This window comes from Pseudomonas sp. GW823-FHT02F05 (assembly GCF_058797315.1).
The window spans coordinates 112,886-131,387 of sequence record NZ_JBXAJM010000012.1 but is presented as its reverse complement, the minus strand read 5'-3'; the positions used below and the strand labels follow the sequence as shown (position 1 = coordinate 131,387).

Genomic DNA, 18,502 nt, shown 5'->3' with positions numbered 1-18,502 from the left:
CCAATAACAATCGGTGCCGCGCCATGTCTGCCAACGTTGCCTACCTGCAAGATTCCCAGGCGCTGGATCAACTCCAGGACCTGTTCGACGCCCAACGCCGCGCCTATGCCGCCAACCCGATGCCGCCGGCCGGGCAGCGCCAGCAATGGCTCAAGGCTCTGCGGGATCTGCTGAGCGACGAACGCCAGGCGCTGATCAATGCGATCAGCCAGGATTTCAGCCATCGCAGCGCCGACGAAACCCTGTTTGCCGAATTGATGCCTAGCCTGCATGGCATTCACTACGCGAGCAAACACCTCAAGGGCTGGATGAAACCTTCCCGCCGCGCTGTAGGCATTGCCTTCCAGCCCGCCTCAGCCAAAGTCATTTACCAGCCACTGGGCGTCGTCGGCGTCATCGTGCCGTGGAACTACCCGCTGTACCTGGCCATCGGCCCGCTGGTTGGGGCATTGGCTGCCGGTAACCGGGTGATGCTCAAGCTCAGCGAGTCCACGCCGGCCACCGGCGAGCTGCTCAAGGCGTTGCTGGCCAGGATCTTCCCCGAGGACTTGGTGTGCGTCGTGCTGGGCGAGGCTGACGTGGGCATGGCGTTTTCCAAGTTGCGCTTCGATCACCTGCTGTTCACCGGCGCTACCAGCATAGGTAAGCACGTGATGCGTGCGGCGGCCGAAAACCTCACGCCGGTGACCCTGGAGCTGGGCGGCAAATCGCCAGCCATTGTCTCGGCCGACGTGCCGCTCAAGGATGCTGCCGAACGCATCGCTTTCGGCAAAGCCTTGAACGCCGGACAAACCTGCGTGGCGCCGGATTATGTGCTGGTACCGGAAGATCGCGTGGAGGGCTTTGTCGAGGCGTATTCCAAAGCGGTGCGCGGGTTTTATCCGACGCTGGCCGACAACCCGGACTACACCGCCATCATCAACGAGCGCCAACTGGCCCGGCTCAATGCCTACGCCAAGGACGCCACCGACAAAGGCGCCACCTTGATCCCGCTGTACGAGCAAGGCCAGGCGCGGCGAATGGCCCACAGCCTGCTGTTGAATGTCAGCGACGACATGACCGTGATGCAGGACGAAATCTTCGGCCCGCTCCTGCCCATCGTGCCGTATCGCGGCCTTGACCAAGCCTTTGCCTACATCAACCAGCGCCCTCGCCCACTGGCCTTGTATTACTTCGGCTACAACAAAGGCGAACAAGCGCGGGTGCTCCACGAAACCCATTCCGGCGGTGTGTGCCTGAACGACACCTTGCTGCACGTCGCCCAGGACGATATGCCGTTCGGTGGCATCGGCCCGTCAGGCATGGGCCATTACCACGGTCACGAAGGTTTCCTGACGTTCAGCAAGGCCAAGGGTGTGCTGGTCAAACAGCGCCTGAACGCGGCGAAGTTGATCTACCCGCCCTATGGCAAGTCGATCCAGAAGCTGATCCAGAAGCTGTTTATACGCTGATAACCGCCACCTTCGGGACTATAAAAACAATGAACCCCAGCCTGACTGATTCACCCGCGCTGTCACGGCGCGGCGTCTTGAAAATCGGCCTGTGTGCCAGCGCCTTCCTCGCCACCGCCGGGTTGGGCGCCAGCCTCAGTGGTTGCTCCAGCAGTACGCCGGCCAGCGGCTTTGCGATGTTGCGCACCAGCGACTTGCCGTTCTTGCGGGCGGTAATCCCGGTGCTGCTAGAAGGCGCGGCCAGTGCCGAACAAGTGCTTGCAGGTATTGAGGGCACCCTGAAAAAGCTCGATTACAGCCTGCAGCACTTGTCGCCCGAGATGTTCAAGCTCACCCAGCAATTATTCGACGTACTGGGCATGGGCATTACCCGCGGCCCGCTGACCGGTATCTGGGGCAGTTGGGAAAACGCCAGCAGCGAACAGATCCGCAATTTCCTGCACCGCTGGGAAAACAGTTACCTGAACCTTTTGCGCATGGGCCAGGGCTCGCTGCTCAAACTGGTGATCATGGCCTGGTACTTCCGGCCCGAGTCCTGGGCCCATTGCGGCTACCCCGGCCCGCCCAAGATCTAGCCTGGGCAATCCCCCAAGATTGCATCTTCCGACAAGAATAAGAGAGCACACCTATGCCCGTACCCGATCTGTTCCGCGACGGCCTGGCCCGTGGCTGGAAAACCCACAATGGCGCCGCCCTGGATCACGACCTGACCCTGGAAGCGGATGTCGCCATCATCGGCAGCGGCGCCGGGGGCGGTACCACCGCCGAAATCCTCAGCGCCGCCGGCTACAAAGTGTTGCTGATCGAAGAAGGCCCGCTCAAGACCAGTAGTGATTTCAAGCTGCTGGAAGACGAAGCCTACGCCAGCCTTTACCAGGAAGGCATCGGCCGCATGAGCAAGGACGGCGCTATCACCATCCTGCAGGGCCGGGCGGTGGGCGGTACCACCTTGATCAACTGGACCTCCAGCTTTCGCACCCCTGACGCTACCCTCGCGCATTGGGCCAGCGAATATGCGGTCAAAGGCCACAGCAGCGCCGAAATGGCGCCCTGGTTCGAAAAAATGGAACAGCGCCTGGGCATCGCGCCCTGGGCGCTGCCGCCGAATGCCAACAACGATGTGATCCGCAAAGGCTGTGAAAAGCTCGGCTACAGCTGGCATGTGATCCCGCGCAATGTGCGCGGCTGCTTCAACCTGGGGTATTGCGGCATGGGCTGCCCGGTCAACGCCAAGCAGTCAATGCTGGTGACGACCATCCCGTCCACCCTGGAAAAGGGCGGCGAACTGCTTTACCTGGCCCGCGCCGAACGGCTCACATACAGCGGCGACACCATCAGCAGCCTCGAATGCGTGGCCATGGACGAACGCTGCGTAGCGCCCACAGGGCGCAAGATCAGGGTGAAAGCCAAGCACTATGTGCTGGCGGGCGGCGGCATCAACAGCCCTGCTTTGCTGATGCGCTCCGACGCGCCCGACCCACACTCGCGGCTGGGCAAGCGCACCTTCCTGCACCTGGTCAATTTCTCCGCTGGGCTGTTCGACGAGGTGATCAACCCCTTCTACGGTGCGCCGCAATCCATCTACTCCGACCATTTCCAATGGCAGGACGGCACTACCGGCAAAATGTCCTACAAACTGGAAGCACCGCCCCTGCATCCAGGCCTGGCGAGCACCCTGTTTGGTGGCTACGGCAACCAGAACGCCCTGGACATGAACCAATTACCCCACACCCACGCCATGCTCGCCCTGCTGCGCGACGGCTTTCACCCCGACAGCCCGGGCGGTACGGTGGAGTTACGCGGTGACGGCACCCCAGTGCTCGACTATCAGGTCTCGCCCTACGCCTGGGACGGCCTGCGCCGGGCCTTCCACAGCATGGCCGAGATTCAGTTCGCGGCGGGGGCCAAATCGGTCAAGCCCCTGCATCACGACGCGCGCTTTGTGAAAAACTTGGCCGAAGCGCGCAGCGTAATCGACGGTCTGGGCCTGGAACTGCATCGCACCACCCTGGGCAGCGCCCACGTGATGGGTGGTTGTGCCATGGGTGAAGATCCGAAAGATGCCGTCGCCGACAGCCTGGGTCGCCATCATCAGTTGCGTAACCTGTCGATCCACGATGGCTCGCTGTTCCCCACCAGCATTGGCGCCAACCCGCAATTGTCGGTGTACGGATTGACCGCGCAACTGGCGAGCGCATTGGCCGAACGTCTGAAAACGGCATGAAAAGACAGGGTATTCACGGTATCTATCTACATAAGTCGACTTGGCCCACCGGTAATGCTGCGATACCATCCGGTTCCCCAACGGACTCCGCCAGGACGACGCGATGAACCGAGTGTTGTACCCAGGTACCTTCGACCCGATTACCAAAGGCCATGGCGATCTGGTCGAACGCGCCTCTCGCCTGTTCGACCATGTGATCATCGCGGTCGCGGCCAGCCCCAAGAAAAACCCGCTGTTTCCCCTGGAACAACGTGTGGAGTTGGCGCAAGAGGTCACCAAGCACCTGCCGAATGTGGAAGTAGTGGGCTTTTCGACACTGCTGGCGCATTTCGCCAAGGAGCAGAACGCCAATGTGTTCCTGCGTGGCCTGCGTGCGGTGTCGGACTTCGAATACGAATTCCAGCTGGCCAACATGAACCGCCAATTGGCGCCGGACGTGGAAAGCCTGTTCCTCACGCCGTCGGAGCGTTATTCGTTCATTTCCTCGACGTTGGTTCGTGAAATCGCTGCTTTGGGCGGAGATATCACCAAGTTCGTGCATCCAGCTGTAGCAGACGCACTGACATTGCGCTTCAAGAAGTAAGGCTCATTGTGGCGAGGGAGCTTGCTCCCGCTGGACTGCGCAGCAGTCCCAATCCTTTCATCCCTCACCACAGAGACAGGCTCGCACTGCGGGCGTCAATGCGGCACAATTGCGCGCATTAGTTTTCAGATGCCTTGGCAGAGTGCCCTGGCAGGAGTTTCCATGTCCCTGATCATCACCGACGATTGCATCAATTGCGACGTCTGCGAACCCGAGTGCCCGAACGCCGCCATTTCCCAAGGCGAAGAGATCTACGTGATCGACCCCAACCTGTGCACCCAGTGCGTCGGCCACTACGACGAACCGCAGTGCCAGCAGGTATGCCCGGTCGATTGCATTCCTCTGGACGAGGCACACCCTGAGACTGAAGAGCAGTTGATGGAGAAGTACCGCAAGATTACCGGTAAGGCCTAAGCCTCTTCGTTGCCCGTAAAGGCCTCATCGCAGGCAAGTCAGCTCCCACACTTGGATATGTGAATACATTCAAATGTGGGAGCTGGCTTGCCTGCGATAGCAATCTCAGCCCTCACCCAACCATCAGCTCTGACACCTAGGGCAAAACACACTCGCCCGCTGCCCCAGCACCACATTGCGCAGCTCAGTGCCGCAGACCTTGCACGCCTCGCCGCCCCGGCCATACACGAACAGTTCCTGCTGGAAATACCCCGGCTGCCCATCGCCGCCGATAAAGTCCCGCAACGTGGTACCGCCCCGCTCGATGGCAGCGGCCAGCACCCGCTTGATCTCAATCGCCAGCTTCAAATAACGCCCGCGTGAAATTCCCCCGGCGGCGCGGCGCGGGTCAATCCCAGCTGCAAACAGCGCTTCTGTCGCATAGATATTGCCCACGCCTACCACCACCGCGTTGTCCATGATGAACGGCTTCACCGCCATCGACTTGCCGCGAGACAGCTGGAACAAACGCTCGCCATCAAACAGGTCGGTCAACGGCTCCGGCCCCAGCCGCATCAGCAACTCATGGTTGTGCGGGTCGAGGCTCCAGAGCATCGCACCGAAGCGCCGCGGGTCGGTGTAGCGCAGGGCCATACCCGATTCCAGCTCGATATCCACATGTTCATGCTTGGCCGCCGGCATACCTACCTCAACCAGGCGCAAGTTGCCCGACATGCCCAAGTGGCTGATCAAGGTGCCCACTTCGGCATTGATCAACAGGTATTTGGCCCGGCGCTCCACCAGCACGATGCGCTGCCCTGACAGGCGCACATCCAGGTCTTCCGGAATTGGCCAGCGCAGGCGCCGCTCACGCACTACCACGCGGCTGACGCGCTGGCCTTCCAGGTGCGGGGCAATGCCGCGTCGGGTGGTTTCGACTTCTGGTAACTCGGGCATGTGTACCTCTTGAATGACGGGTCAGTGCGCGCCCAGTTCGCGGATCGACAACTTCAGGCTCTCGAAGTCGTAGTCCGACAGGCCCACGTAATCCAGCACCAGGTGGCCGATGGCATTCCACTCATGGTCCACCGCCTGGTTACCCAGTACGCGGTAAGACGAACAGATATGCTCGGCCATCTTCAAAATGGCCAGCAGGTTCTTGAGCTGCGGGTTGCGCGTCGTCTCATCGCTGAAAATCACCAGGGCGTTATGGTGATTGGCGATGGCGTCGGTGACATGCTCCGGCAGGCGCCAGGACTTGGCGGTGTAGTAGCCGACTACCGCATGGTTGGTGTGGAACGCATTGTTCTCGGTATCGACCACGCGGCAATCCGGGCCGGCGTGGGCGTAAGCCTGTTCCAGCACGGACATGTAGTTGGGGAAGCGCTTGAGCATCAACGGCACGCCGCAATCGTGGAACAGGCCCAGGGCATAGGCTTCGTCGACGGTTTGCGAGCCGGTGCGCTTGGCCAGTGTGAGGCAGGTCATGGCCACATCCTGGGCAGTGTCCCAGAAGCGGTTGAGGGTGACGATGGTGTCGTCGCACATCTCGCCCTTGATTGACTGCGCGTTGATCAAATTGATGATCGAACGGCTGCCCAGCAGGTTCACCGCACGCTGGATCGAAGCGATCTTATTGCTCAGGCCGTAATACGGCGAATTGACGATCTTCAGCAGTGCACCGGACAAGCCCGGGTCTTGGGAGATCAACCTTGCAATCACTTCCAGGTCCGGGTCGGGCATGTACTGCTCCATCTGCAAATCCACCATGATTTGCGGTTGGGGCGGCACGCTGATGCCTTGCAGGGCCTGTTGGATCTGCTCGGGGGAAAGCTCTTGGGACATAAGTACACACTCTGGGCTAGGCGCGAATTCTACCCCTTATGCAGACGTGGCCGACACCCAAAAACCCAACTGAAACCCGATCGAATGTGGGAGCTGGCTTGCCTGCGATAGCCTCACCACCGTACGTCTGATACACCGCGCCGCCCATATCGCAGGCAAGCCAGCTCCCACATGAAAGAGTGCGCAAAGGGTATACTCCCGCTCTTTTTTCCGGAGCGACGTCATGTCCCTGCCAAGCCTGCGTCTCAAAGCCAACGCCGATCGTCGTTTGCGCAACGGCCACCTGTGGGTCTACAGCAACGAAATCGACGTGGCCGCCACCCCACTCCACGGCTTCCAGGCAGGCGACCAGGCTATCCTGGAAGCGGCCGGCGGCAAGACCCTGGGCATCGTGGCCATGAGCCCGAACAACCTGATCTGTGCCCGCCTGCTGTCGCGCGACATCAAGTTGCCGCTGGACAAGTCGCTGCTGGTACACCGCCTCAACGTCGCGCTGTCCCTGCGTGACCGCCTGTTCGACAAGCCGTTCTACCGCCTGGTCTACGGTGATTCCGACCTGCTGCCGGGCCTGGTGGTCGACCGTTTCGGCGACATCCTGGTAGTGCAGATCGCCTCGGCGACCATGGAAGCGCATAAAGAAGACGTGATCGCCGCGCTGACCCAAGTGCTCAAGCCCAGCGGCATCCTGTTCAAGAACGACTCCGCCGCACGCGACGCCGAAGGCCTCAACCGCTACGTCGAAACCGTGTTCGGCCTGGTGCCGGAGTGGGTGGCGCTGGAAGAAAACGGCGTCAAGTTCGAAGCCCCGGTGATTCAGGGCCAAAAGACCGGCTGGTTCTACGACCACCGCATGAACCGCGCCCGCCTGGCCCCGTATGCCAAGGGCAAGCGTGTACTGGACCTGTACAGCTACATCGGCGGCTGGGGCGTGCAAGCTGCAGCCTTCGGCGCCAGTGAAGTGTTCTGCGTCGACGCTTCGGCCTTCGCCCTCGACGGCGTTGAGCGCAACGCCGCGCTGAACGGCTTTGCCGAGAAGATGACCTGCATCGAAGGCGACGTCTTTGAAGCGCTTAAAGAACTGAAAGCCAGCGAAGAACGCTTCGACGTGATCGTCGCCGACCCACCGGCCTTCATCAAACGCAAAAAAGACATGAAAAACGGCGAAGGCGCCTACCGCCGCCTCAACGAGCAAGCCATGCGCCTGCTCAGCAAAGACGGCATCCTCGTCAGCGCCTCGTGCTCCATGCACCTGCCGGAAGACGACCTGCAAAACATCCTGCTCACCAGCGCCCGCCATCTGGACCGCAACATCCAGATGCTCGAACGTGGCGGCCAAGGCCCGGACCACCCGGTGCACCCGGCGATTGTCGAGACGCGCTACATCAAGAGCATTACCTGCCGGTTGCTACCCAATAGCTGATGCTGTTCCCCTGTAGGGACTTGCGGGTTCCTACAGGTTTTCAGGAAATGTCGTACTGCCCCAGGCTTTGACTTTCCGTAGCGCAGACTCGATCCTCGCCCCTCTCATGGAACCGAGGCTCGCGCATGTCGAAGGCAATTACACAGGCTGAAAAACCGCTCTTGGTTTTCTGGCTGATGACCATGACTTTGCTGGGCGTCTTCCCCCTTGACGTCGTACTGCCCTCCTTTCCCGCCCTGGCTGAACACTTCCATACCTCGACCACCCATATCGCTCGATCCGTCAGCCTGTTCGCCATTGGATTTTCCTGCTCAATGCTGCTGATCGGCCCGCTGTCCGACAGAATCGGTCGCAAGAAGCTACTCCTGGCCAGTATGGTAGTAGCCATCCTGGGTGCAGTCGGGTGTCTGGCCGCCAGAAACACGCCCCAATTCCTGTTCTTCCGAGTCATTCAGGCCATAGGCTGCGGTGGTTTCATACTGTCCCAAGCGCTGGTGCAGGACCTTTTTTTCGGCAGGGAACAGGAGCGGTTGCGCATAGCAATGGCCACGGCCGGAGGCATTTTCATGTCGATTTCCCCAGTGCTGGGCGCATGGCTGCAATTGCACTGGGGATGGAAAGCCAGCTTCTACGCGTTTATCGCCCTCTGTGCCGCAACGTGGATTATGGCTCACCGATTACTGCATGGCGGCTTCCCTCCAACCGCGCCAGGCGAGCGGGGTATTTTCAGGGCCTACGCCAAGGTTTTCGCCAACAGACATTTCGCCAGCTACGCCACGATCTCCGCGATCACCTTCGCCTGTCATTTCTCATTCATCGTTGTGTCACCGCTCATTTTCATGGACCAGTTAAAGCTGTCACCCCATGAGTACTCATTGACCTTGCTTCTCTACGGCGCCGCCTACGTAGTGGGTGGCCTCTGTGCAGGCGTCCTGCACAAACGGCTGGCGGCGGCTACCCAGATGGCAGTCGGGCTGGTTCTGATCGCTATCTCTGGCGTGGTCATGCTGCTGTTGGCCTACCTGTTCGGCTTATCAACCCCGACAGTGTTGGTGCCCATGCTGCTCTGCACGGCGGGCACCACCATCACCCGGCCCATTTCCAACTCCAAGGCCATGAGCCTGTTTCCAGACAATGCGGGAGCCGCGGCTTCCGCCGTTGCGGCAGTGCTGTTCATTGCTGGCGGCTGTATCAGTGCGTTTATCAGCACCTTTACCCACCAGTTGAGTACTGCGCTTGGCTTGTGTTTTCTGATCCTGAGCCTCGCCGCCCTTGCGTTGAACTCATGGGCAAGGCGCCACCCGCACGTCCTGTAGCGGCTAACTTCAAGGTTGCGCCCATTCCCTCCAGCCGCCAGCGGTGTAGAATCGGCCCTATTCATCGCCAGTCATCCCCCGGCGGGTTTATGAGCTCGAGGCCCAAGCACGCGGCGATCCCGCGACGCGAGTGGCAACTTCCGGACACACGGCCATTTTCTGAGTGTTCCAGTCGTCAATTAGAAGCTCACTCCCCTTTAGTACTTGATTAGCCGCCCGGAGTGCTCCAATGCCTGATTACCGCTCGAAAACATCCACCCACGGCCGCAACATGGCCGGTGCGCGCGCGCTGTGGCGTGCCACGGGGATGAAAGATGACGACTTCAAAAAGCCGATCATCGCGATTGCCAACTCGTTCACCCAGTTCGTGCCTGGCCATGTCCACCTCAAGGACCTGGGCCAACTGGTCGCCCGCGAGATCGAACGCGCCGGTGGCGTGGCAAAAGAATTCAACACCATTGCCGTGGATGACGGCATCGCCATGGGTCATGACGGCATGCTGTATTCCCTGCCGAGCCGCGAGATCATCGCCGACTCCGTGGAGTACATGGTCAACGCCCACTGCGCCGACGCCATCGTGTGCATTTCCAACTGCGACAAGATCACCCCCGGCATGTTGATGGCTGCATTGCGCCTGAACATCCCGGTGATCTTCGTCTCCGGCGGCCCGATGGAAGCCGGCAAGACCAAGCTCGCCTCCCACGGCCTCGACCTCGTCGACGCCATGGTGATCGCCGCCGATTCCAGCGCTTCTGACGAGAAGGTCGCGGAATACGAGCGCAGCGCCTGCCCGACCTGCGGTTCGTGCTCCGGCATGTTCACCGCCAACTCGATGAACTGCCTGGTGGAAGCCCTGGGTCTCGCCTTGCCGGGCAACGGTTCCACACTGGCCACTCACAGCGACCGCGAGCAGTTGTTCCTGCAGGCCGGCCGCACCATCGTCGAGCTGTGCAAGCGTTACTACGGCGAGAACGATGAGTCGGTGTTGCCGCGCAATATCGCCAACTTCAAGGCGTTCGAAAACTCCATGACCCTGGACATCGCCATGGGCGGTTCCACCAACACCATCCTGCACCTGCTGGCCGCGGCCCAGGAAGCCGAGATCGACTTCGACCTGCGCGACATCGACCGCCTGTCCCGTCACGTGCCGCAACTGTGCAAAGTCGCGCCGAACATCCAGAAGTACCACATGGAAGACGTGCACCGCGCCGGCGGGATCTTCTCGATCCTCGGCTCCCTGGCCCGTGGCGGCCTGCTGCACACCGACCTGCCAACCGTGCACAGCAAGTCCATCGCCGAAGGCATCGCCAAGTGGGACATCACCCAGACCGACGACGAAGCCGTGCACACCTTCTTCAAGGCCGGCCCTGCCGGTATCCCCACCCAGACCGCGTTCAGCCAGTCGACCCGCTGGGACACCCTGGACGACGACCGTGAAAACGGCTGCATCCGCAGTGTCGAGCACGCCTACTCGCAAGAAGGCGGCCTGGCCGTGCTGTACGGCAACATCGCCCTCGACGGCTGTGTGGTCAAAACGGCAGGCGTGGATGAGTCCATCCACGTCTTCGAAGGCCGCGCCAAGATCTACGAAAGCCAGGACAGCTCGGTACGCGGCATCCTTGCGGACGAAGTCAAGGAAGGCGATATCGTGATCATCCGCTACGAAGGTCCTAAAGGCGGCCCGGGTATGCAGGAGATGCTTTACCCCACGTCCTACCTGAAATCCAAAGGCCTGGGCAAAGCCTGCGCCCTGCTGACCGACGGCCGTTTCTCCGGCGGCACGTCGGGCCTGTCCATCGGCCACGCTTCGCCGGAAGCCGCTGCCGGTGGCGCGATTGGCCTGGTGCAGGATGGCGACAAGGTGCTGATCGACATCCCGAACCGCTCGATCAACCTGTTGATCAGCGATGAAGAACTGGCAGCACGCCGCGTTGAGCAGGACAAGAAAGGCTGGAAGCCAGTGGAGAAGCGCCCGCGTAAAGTCACCACCGCATTGAAGGCCTACGCGTTGTTGGCCACCAGTGCCGACAAGGGTGCCGTACGCAACAAAGCCATGCTCGACGGCCTGTAAGCCCCGCGCATAAAAAAGCCCCGCCAGGTGCGGGGCATTTTTATGCCTGGCCAAAACCTCCACAACACCGAGGATCAACTGTGGGAGCTGGCTTGCCTGCGATAGCTATAGGCCTGCCGGTGAGTTCTTGTTTGGCACACCGCCATTGCGGGCGAGCCAGCCCCCGCATTGGATATAGGTAATCTCTTAGAACTGTGGGGTATAGGTCATGGTGAACATCACATTGCGTGGGTCCCCGTAGTAGTTGCTGCCCCAGTTCGCGTTGTAGGCCGGGATGTAATACTTCTTGTCGAACATGTTGTTCAGGTTTGCCGCCACGGTGAATTCCTGGTTGATCTTGTAGGCCACCCGCGAATCCCACAATGCATTGCCCGGCACGCTGAACGTACGGTCATAGGCTTCGGTGCTGCTTTGCGCGGTCACACCGGCACCCACGCTCCAATGTTGCCAATCGCCCGGCAACTGGTAATCACCCCAGACCTTGAGCAAGTGCTTGGGGGTCCAAGTGCTGAAAATCTTGCCTTCGTAGGTGTCGTCCTTGAGGAATTCAGTGGTGTTGTAGGTGTAGCTGGAGGCGAGCTGCAGGCCTGGCAGCACCTCACCACTGAGTGTGGCTTCAAAGCCTTGGCTGCGGACCTTGCCAGAGGCGACCGAGCAGTACCAACCATTGCAGTTCATTGGCCCTTGCAGGTCCTGCACGCTACGGTTTTCCTGATCGTAACGGAAGATCGCAAACGAGGTATTGAGGCGCCCGTCAGCCAGCTCTCCCTTGATGCCCAACTCGTAGTTTTTGCCCTCGATAGGCTTGAGCAGGGAGCCGGAGGTGGTCAGGTTGGTTTGCGGCTCAAAGGCATCGGCATAGCTGGCGTAGGCCGACCACTGCTCGTTGAGCGCATAGACCAGGCCGGCGTAGGGCGTAACCTTGCCATTGGACTGGGTGGTATTGTCTTGCGGGGCACCATATGTGCCTTTGAAACCACTCTGGCCAATGTAGGAATAGTCATACCAACTGGTACGCGCACCGACGATCAACGTCAGCGGGTCCAGGACTTTCACACGCCAGGTGCCATAGATGCCTTTCTGGCGAATGTCATACCAGCTCTTCGAGGCGGCACCCTCCTGGAACAATTGGTATTTGTCGCGCTGTGGGCGGTTGTGGTCGATGTTGAAGATATCCGCGCCGGGGTTTGAAGCCCGTGCCCACTGGTCGTCGGTGGTGAGCTTGGAATAGTTGGCGCCCAGCACCACTTCCTGCTGGAAGCCCAGCCCCTCAAACTTGCCGTTTACATACACATCCGCGCCGCGGCTCTTGGTATTGAAGTCGGTGATCCAATCTACATAGGGCACAGCGCCACCGCCGACGGGTACCGTGTCCCACGTCGCCTGGTAGGTTGCGTCGTTGTGCTCATCCATGGCTACCAGTGCGGCTTTCACTTTCCAGTTATCGTTGAAGCGGTGCTCGATGTCGGCAAACACCTGAGTCTGATTGTTGACGCTGCGGTTCCAACTGGCGCCGACAAATGTCGAACGCGGCAGACCGATATCACTGCCGTCGGCATAACGGGGCAACGACATGAAGTTGGGGCGCGAATGGCCCTTCTGGTTACTGATGCCCAGGCCGACGGTGGTGTCGGGAGTGAAATCGTAGTCGACGGCGCCATAAACCGTCTGGTTCCAGCCGCCCGCATAGTCGACGAAGGAGTCGGTGGTGTCGTAATCCGCCACGAAGCGTCCGCGCAAGGTGCCTTCGGCGTTCAGCGGGCCACCGACATCGACCTGAGTGCCGTAGTGGTCCCATGAGCCAGCCTTGGCGGTAATGGTCGCCGTCGGCGCTTGCTGCCCGCGCTTGCGCACCAGGTTCATGGTGCCGCCGGGGCTGTTGGCACCTTGCAGCAAGGCGGCCGGGCCGCGCAGCGTCTCGACGCGGTCGTAAATGGCCATGTTTTCGGTGAGATAGCTGCCCAAGGTGTAAGTGTTACGTGGAATCCCCACACCGTCGTATTGCAGGGTGCCAACCTCGAAGCCACGGGAGAAGATGAACATACCGGAGCCGGGAGACTTGGTCGCTGTCAGGCCGGGCGTGCGCTTGACCACTTCAGAGAGCTTGGTGGTGTTCTGATCATCCATCTGCTTGCGGGTCATGACGCTGACCGACTGCGGGATGTCCTTGAGTTTTTGCTCGCCCTTGCCCAGGGTCACAGCCCCCGTGGTGTACGAGCCCGTGCCTTCGGTGGTGATGCCCAGGCGTTCGGCCGTGATGGTGGTGGCGCCCACTTCCAGGGCAGAACCTGGCACCACACGTTTTTCCAGGGTGACGGTATCGGCATTGATAAACGCCGCGCTCAGTCCCGTGCCGCCGAGCAACTGCCCCAAGGCTTCACGCTGCCCCAGGTTGCCCTTCACACCCGGCGATATCACCCCCTGGGTCAACTCCCCATTCACTAGCACCTGAACCCGCGTCACCGCCGAGAACGCCGCCAGCGCAGCGTCCAGGCCCTGCCCGGGAATATCGAAGCGGTAGGTCTGGGCCTGGTTGGCCTCAGCGGCCTGCAGGTACGACGGCGCGATACAGCTGGCCAAGGAAATGGCCAAGGCCAGCAAGGGCCGTGTGGCGAATCGGTGTGCCATGAATGGTGCTCCCCGGTACAAAAGTCTGTGATCGGCGCCGCACTACTTGAGAGTGCTTACTATTTACGCCTCAGTGATCAAGGACGATGGCTTGCGGGGAAACCCTGAAAATATTTTGAGAAATTGCCGTCAGGACGCATTGCCTTCACGCAACACCAGCAAATACGGGGTGTAGTGCTCGGCACGCAGGTTGAGGGTGTATTCCAACGCCTTGAGCACGGCATCGGGTTTGTCGATTTCGAACACGCCGGACACTACCCGACTGCGCAACGCATCACCGAGCACCAGCGTCTTGCCGGGCCAGTAACGATTCAGTTCAGAGACCACCACCGACAAAGGTTGCTGACGGAACACCAGTTGCCGCTGACGCCAGGCAAAGCCGCTGGCCGGGTCGAAACCGTGGACGTGTGCAAGGTGCCGGCTCTGATACTCCACGGCCCGCCCCGGTTCCAGATAGACCGGCGTGCCGCTCCCTGCACTGACTTCAACCTTGCCCTGCGCCACCTGCACACGCGTCTGGTCATCACGCCGCGCCACACTGAACTGGGTGCCGACCACTCGCACCCAGCCGTCGCCCGACTGCACCACGAAGGGCCGTGCGGGGTCCTTGGTCACATCGAAGAAACCTTCGCCACGCAGCAAACGAATCTGCCGCTCACCCGCACTCATGCGGATTTGCACCGCACTGTCGGTGTTGAGTTGAAGGTGGGAACCATCGGCCAGTTCGATGGTGCGCGACTCGCCAGTGCCGGTGGCGTAGTCGGCGCGCAAGCGGTCAAGCCAGGGAGTGTTCTGCACGGTCAGGCCCACGGCCAGCAACACGGCAGCCGCATACGCCCAGCGCCGCAGCGGTGTACGCCAGGTGGCCTGCTCGGCACGGCGAATGACGCGCGCCGGCTCACGCAGGCCACCGAGCATCGCCTGCACTTCCTGCCAGGCATCATCCTGCGCCTGGCCCTGACCGAGCCACGCAGCAAAGGCGTCCATTTCAGCCGGGGTCAAGTCCTCGGCGTGCAGGCGGAAATACCAGCCGGACGCCTCTTCGAACAACACATCAGCAGTAGGCAGGGCAGTCATGACCGACGTCCTTGTGCATCGCAGGCTAGGCGCGTCTTGATGTACCCACGGCATTCAATCAAGGCGCGACGCAATTGGTATTCCACACTGCGCGGGCTGATCGACAGGCGTTCGCCAATCTCGCGGTAGGAAAGCTCGTCGACATGATAGAGCAGGAAGATCTGCCGAGTCGCCTCGGGCAGGCCCAGGATCGCATCCTGCATCAGTTGCTCCTGCTGATAGGCGGCTAGCTGTTCGTCGGCACCGGGGTTGCTGCAGGGCAGTTCTTCGCTCGGTGCGCCGGCATCCAGACGCTCGCGGCGGATAGCCTGGCGCTGGTGGTCGCGCACCAGGTTGCTGGCAATGGTGAAGAGGAACGCGGGTAGGTTATCGATCTTCTCGCCGGACTCCAGGCGCGCCAGGCGCAGGAAGGATTCCTGGGTCAGGTCGGCAGCCACCTGGGCGCTGCCGGTGCGGCGCGTGACGAAGGCTTCGAGGGCTTTCTTCTGCTCCGCGAACAGGCGCGCGATCTGCGTATTCCAGGAGGACACAGCACTACCTTGAGAAGAACGGACGGTTCAGGGAGTGCGCACGCTAGCAAAGAATGAGATTAGTTCGCAATTGATATCTATTTTGCCTTTGAGTCTGCGGTGTTCTTAAGCCCGCTCCCACAGTTGACCGCGCCCCAACATGAGAATGCGGTCGACGGTGGAAGCTGGCTTGTCTGCGATGCAGGTGACTCGGTCTTACTGGATCTCTTCCGGCTTGACGATCACCCAGTTCTTGTCCGCCGTCACCGGCAGCCCTTCCTTGGCTTGCGCCGCCGCGTGCTTGGCGATCATGCCGTTGAGCTGGGTCATGTACTTGTCTTTGCGGTTGATCCACAGGTGGACGCCGCCCTTGGCCACGTCCACATCGTGGAACAGCATGTAGCCGTCGCTGGTCGGTGTGTCACCGCCGACAATCACTGGTTTTTTCCATTCGTCGATGTAGGTGAGGATCGCCGCGTGCTTGCCGGCCATCCAGGTCGCCGGGGTCCACAGGTAGGGGGTCAGTTCCAGGCCGAGGTTGCTATTCTCGTCATACTTGCCGGCAGTGATCTGTTTGCGTGCGGTGGTCAGCTCGCCGGTCTTGCGGTCCTTAAGCATCGTGGTCACGCCGATAACGTTCTCGGGTTTGACGTTGTAGCCGTACTTCGGATCAGCCGCGACCATGCGCACCAGCTCCTCGGACGCGGCGGTCATCACATAGACCTCGATGCCGTTTTCCATCAGTTTGTTGTACAGCTCGGCCTGGCCGGTGAAGACTTTTGGCGGCTGTACCTCGGATTTTTTCACCACGTCGCCTTCGAAATAGCTGACCGGCACGGGCTTGCCGGAGGCCATAAGCTCGTCGACCTGCACTTTGAGTTCCTTGAGGGTGAAGCCGGAAAAAATCTGCGCAACCCAGGGGTAGCAGACCATGTCGTCGACTTCGCACAGGCGATAGTAGTAGCTGAACAGACTTTCCTTATGGTCGGCGGTGTCTTTGAAGGGGATAAGCTTGAGCGAAGGGTCCATGGTTTCGCGGGTGATCAGGCCCTTGTTTTCCATGAACGGCAGCAAGGACTCTTCAAGGTCGTAGCGGTAACTGGTGTTGTCCATATCGAACACCGCGTAGTTACCCTTGTTGGCGTTGGCGGCGATCATTTCGTTGAGTTGTTTGGCGGCAGGTGCCGGCCAGTGCTTCAACTCGGTGGAGGCAAACGCCTGGCTGGCGAGCCCGAGGCAAAAGGCGGCGGATAACAGTAGTTTCGGCGCGAGCTTCATAGGCGTTGTCTCCCTCAAGTGAAAGACATCGACGCTAACAAATCCGTATGACAGTTATCGCCCGAGCGCGACCGCTGACGTCGCGATTGCGCCAAGGCCATACGCCTGAGCGTCAAACGCTTATTCCAAAAACGACAGTCGCCATTCCATATTGGTATTAAATCAATATATTTCAAGCTGTTAGGCTTCCCGGTTCGCAATCGCAGGCTCACGCGATTGGCTGCCTTCTCAACGGAGCTTCAATGAATCTGCCCCTGATTCTCAATTTATTGGTGTTCGTGGCCCTGTTGCTGGGCCTGGCACAAACCCGCCGTACAAACTGGAGCCTCGCCAAGAAGGTGCTGTTCGCCCTGGTGCTTGGCGTGCTGTTCGGTGCGGCGTTGCATACGATCTACGGCGACGGCAACCCGGTGCTCAAAGCTTCGATCGGCTGGTTTGACCTGGTCGGCAACGGCTATGTGCAGCTGCTGCAAATGATCGTGATCCCGCTGGTATTCGCCTCGATCCTCAGTGCCGTGGCACGCCTGCACAACGCCTCGTCCCTGGGCAAGATCAGCTTCCTGACCATCGGCACGCTGCTGTTCACCACGGCCATCGCGGCCCTGATCGGCATCGGCCTGACCAACCTGTTCGGCCTCACTGCCGAAGGCCTGGTGGCCGGCACCCAGGAAATGGCGCGCCTGCAAGTGATCCAGAGTGATTACGCGGGCAAGGTTGCCGACCTGAATATCCCGCAGTTGCTGCTGTCGTTCGTACCGGCCAACCCGTTCGCCGACCTGGCCCGGGCCAAGCCGACGTCGATCATCAGCGTGGTGATTTTCGCCGCGTTCCTTGGGGTTGCCGCGCTGCAACTGCTCAAGGACGACGTGGAAAAAGGCCAGAAAGTCCTTAACGCCATCGACACCCTGCAAGCCTGGGTGATGCGCCTGGTGCGCCTGGTGATGAAGCTGACCCCCTACGGTGTGCTGGCGCTGATGACCAAAGTGGTCGCCGGTTCCAACCTGCAAGACATCATCAAGCTGGGCAGTTTCGTGGTGGTGTCGTACCTGGCCCTGGGCCTGATGTTCGTGGTGCACGGCCTGCTGCTGTCCTTGGCCGGGATCAACCCGCTGCGCTTCTTCCGCAAGGTGTGGCCGGTGCTGACTTTCGCCTTCACCAGCCGCTCCAGCGCTGCAAGCATCCCGCTGAGCATTGAAGCGCAGACCCGTCGCCTGGGCATCCCGCAATCCATCGCCGGCTTCGCCGCCTCGTTTGGCGCGACCATCGGCCAGAACGGTTGTGCCGGTCTTTACCCTGCGATGTTGGCGGTGATGGTCGCGCCGACTGTGGGCATCAACCCGTTGGACCCGCTGTGGATCGCGACCCTGGTGGCGATAGTGACCTTGAGTTCGGCGGGCGTTGCCGGCGTGGGCGGCGGTGCGACCTTTGCCGCGCTGATCGTGCTGCCGGCCATGGGCTTGCCGGTGTCACTGGTGGCGCTGTTGATTTCCGTGGAGCCGCTGATCGACATGGGCCGTACGGCGTTGAACGTCAATGGTTCGATGACGGCGGGGGCGATTACCAGCCAGATCATGGGGCAGACGGATAAAGCGTTGCTGGATGCCGATGAGCATGCCGAACTGGCGCAGGCATAAAGGCTTATAACCTGTAGGAGCGAGCTTGCTCGCGAAGAACCTGAGGGCGCCGCGTTCATTCAGAATGCACGCG

At 60.6% G+C, this 18,502-nt stretch carries 15 protein-coding genes; 9 read left to right on the top strand and 6 right to left on the bottom strand.

What is annotated here, in order from left to right; translation table 11 throughout:
* Positions 1 to 23: 23 nt before the first annotated feature.
* From AC1RAC_RS15960 to AC1RAC_RS15940, 5 genes are all read left to right on the top strand, one after another.
* Positions 24 to 1,451: a coniferyl aldehyde dehydrogenase gene (locus AC1RAC_RS15960; RefSeq protein WP_057976456.1), complete on the top strand. Its 1,428-nt coding sequence runs from the start codon at positions 24 to 26 to the stop codon at positions 1,449 to 1,451.
* Positions 1,452 to 1,480: 29 nt separating this feature from the next.
* Positions 1,481 to 2,026: a hypothetical protein gene (locus AC1RAC_RS15955; protein WP_020301931.1), complete on the top strand. Its 546-nt coding sequence runs from the start codon at positions 1,481 to 1,483 to the stop codon at positions 2,024 to 2,026.
* 53 nt (positions 2,027 to 2,079) lie between these two features.
* Complete coding sequence (locus AC1RAC_RS15950; protein WP_492616758.1) at positions 2,080 to 3,675, top strand: GMC family oxidoreductase; 1,596 nt, start codon at positions 2,080 to 2,082, stop codon at positions 3,673 to 3,675.
* A 103-nt stretch (positions 3,676 to 3,778) separates the two neighbouring features.
* Positions 3,779 to 4,258, top strand: a complete 480-nt coding sequence (coaD, locus tag AC1RAC_RS15945) for a pantetheine-phosphate adenylyltransferase (RefSeq protein WP_003195136.1) — start codon at positions 3,779 to 3,781, stop codon at positions 4,256 to 4,258.
* Positions 4,259 to 4,420: 162 nt separating this feature from the next.
* A complete protein-coding gene (locus tag AC1RAC_RS15940) occupies positions 4,421 to 4,672 on the top strand; it encodes a YfhL family 4Fe-4S dicluster ferredoxin (RefSeq protein ID WP_003195146.1) in 252 nt (83 codons plus the stop codon).
* Between the two features lie 123 nt (positions 4,673 to 4,795).
* Here the strand turns inward: AC1RAC_RS15940 and mutM are convergent, their stop codons facing one another.
* Positions 4,796 to 5,608 carry a bifunctional DNA-formamidopyrimidine glycosylase/DNA-(apurinic or apyrimidinic site) lyase gene (gene mutM, locus AC1RAC_RS15935; protein WP_003195148.1) on the bottom strand — a complete coding sequence of 271 codons (813 nt, stop codon included), beginning with the start codon at positions 5,606 to 5,608 and terminating at the stop codon, positions 4,796 to 4,798.
* Between the two features lie 21 nt (positions 5,609 to 5,629).
* The gene (locus AC1RAC_RS15930; RefSeq protein WP_197900348.1) at positions 5,630 to 6,442 is read right to left on the bottom strand and encodes an HDOD domain-containing protein; all 813 of its coding nucleotides are present in this window, start codon (positions 6,440 to 6,442) and stop codon (positions 5,630 to 5,632) included.
* A 277-nt stretch (positions 6,443 to 6,719) separates the two neighbouring features.
* On the opposite strand from AC1RAC_RS15930, the gene AC1RAC_RS15925 reads away from it, so the two are divergent.
* From AC1RAC_RS15925 to ilvD, 3 genes are all read left to right on the top strand, one after another.
* Positions 6,720 to 7,916 (top strand): class I SAM-dependent rRNA methyltransferase, encoded by a 1,197-nt coding sequence (locus tag AC1RAC_RS15925; RefSeq protein WP_005792302.1) that lies wholly within the window; start codon positions 6,720 to 6,722, stop codon positions 7,914 to 7,916.
* A 125-nt stretch (positions 7,917 to 8,041) separates the two neighbouring features.
* Positions 8,042 to 9,232: an MFS transporter gene (locus AC1RAC_RS15920; RefSeq protein ID WP_054917024.1), complete on the top strand. Its 1,191-nt coding sequence runs from the start codon at positions 8,042 to 8,044 to the stop codon at positions 9,230 to 9,232.
* Between the two features lie 229 nt (positions 9,233 to 9,461).
* Positions 9,462 to 11,303 (top strand): dihydroxy-acid dehydratase, encoded by a 1,842-nt coding sequence (gene ilvD / locus AC1RAC_RS15915; RefSeq protein ID WP_492616757.1) that lies wholly within the window; start codon positions 9,462 to 9,464, stop codon positions 11,301 to 11,303.
* 186 nt (positions 11,304 to 11,489) lie between these two features.
* On the opposite strand, the gene AC1RAC_RS15910 is transcribed toward ilvD, so the two are convergent.
* The 4 genes from AC1RAC_RS15910 to AC1RAC_RS15895 all read right to left on the bottom strand — a co-directional run bounded on the left by AC1RAC_RS15910 (position 11,490) and on the right by AC1RAC_RS15895 (position 16,795).
* Positions 11,490 to 13,931 carry a TonB-dependent siderophore receptor gene (locus AC1RAC_RS15910; RefSeq protein WP_200583591.1) on the bottom strand — a complete coding sequence of 814 codons (2,442 nt, stop codon included), beginning with the start codon at positions 13,929 to 13,931 and terminating at the stop codon, positions 11,490 to 11,492.
* Positions 13,932 to 14,060: 129 nt separating this feature from the next.
* Positions 14,061 to 15,008 (bottom strand): FecR family protein, encoded by a 948-nt coding sequence (locus AC1RAC_RS15905; RefSeq protein ID WP_089041485.1) that lies wholly within the window; start codon positions 15,006 to 15,008, stop codon positions 14,061 to 14,063.
* The gene (locus tag AC1RAC_RS15900) at positions 15,005 to 15,538 is read right to left on the bottom strand and encodes an RNA polymerase sigma factor (protein WP_034128963.1); all 534 of its coding nucleotides are present in this window, start codon (positions 15,536 to 15,538) and stop codon (positions 15,005 to 15,007) included. Before AC1RAC_RS15900 ends, AC1RAC_RS15905 begins: the two co-directional genes overlap by 4 nt.
* Positions 15,539 to 15,733: 195 nt before the next feature.
* The gene (locus AC1RAC_RS15895) at positions 15,734 to 16,795 is read right to left on the bottom strand and encodes an HAD family hydrolase (protein WP_089041486.1); all 1,062 of its coding nucleotides are present in this window, start codon (positions 16,793 to 16,795) and stop codon (positions 15,734 to 15,736) included.
* A 242-nt stretch (positions 16,796 to 17,037) separates the two neighbouring features.
* On the opposite strand from AC1RAC_RS15895, the gene AC1RAC_RS15890 reads away from it, so the two are divergent.
* On the top strand, positions 17,038 to 18,429 hold the full coding sequence (locus AC1RAC_RS15890) for an L-cystine transporter (protein ID WP_054917031.1): 1,392 nt from the start codon (positions 17,038 to 17,040) through the stop codon (positions 18,427 to 18,429).
* The last annotated feature ends 73 nt before the right edge of the window (positions 18,430 to 18,502 follow it).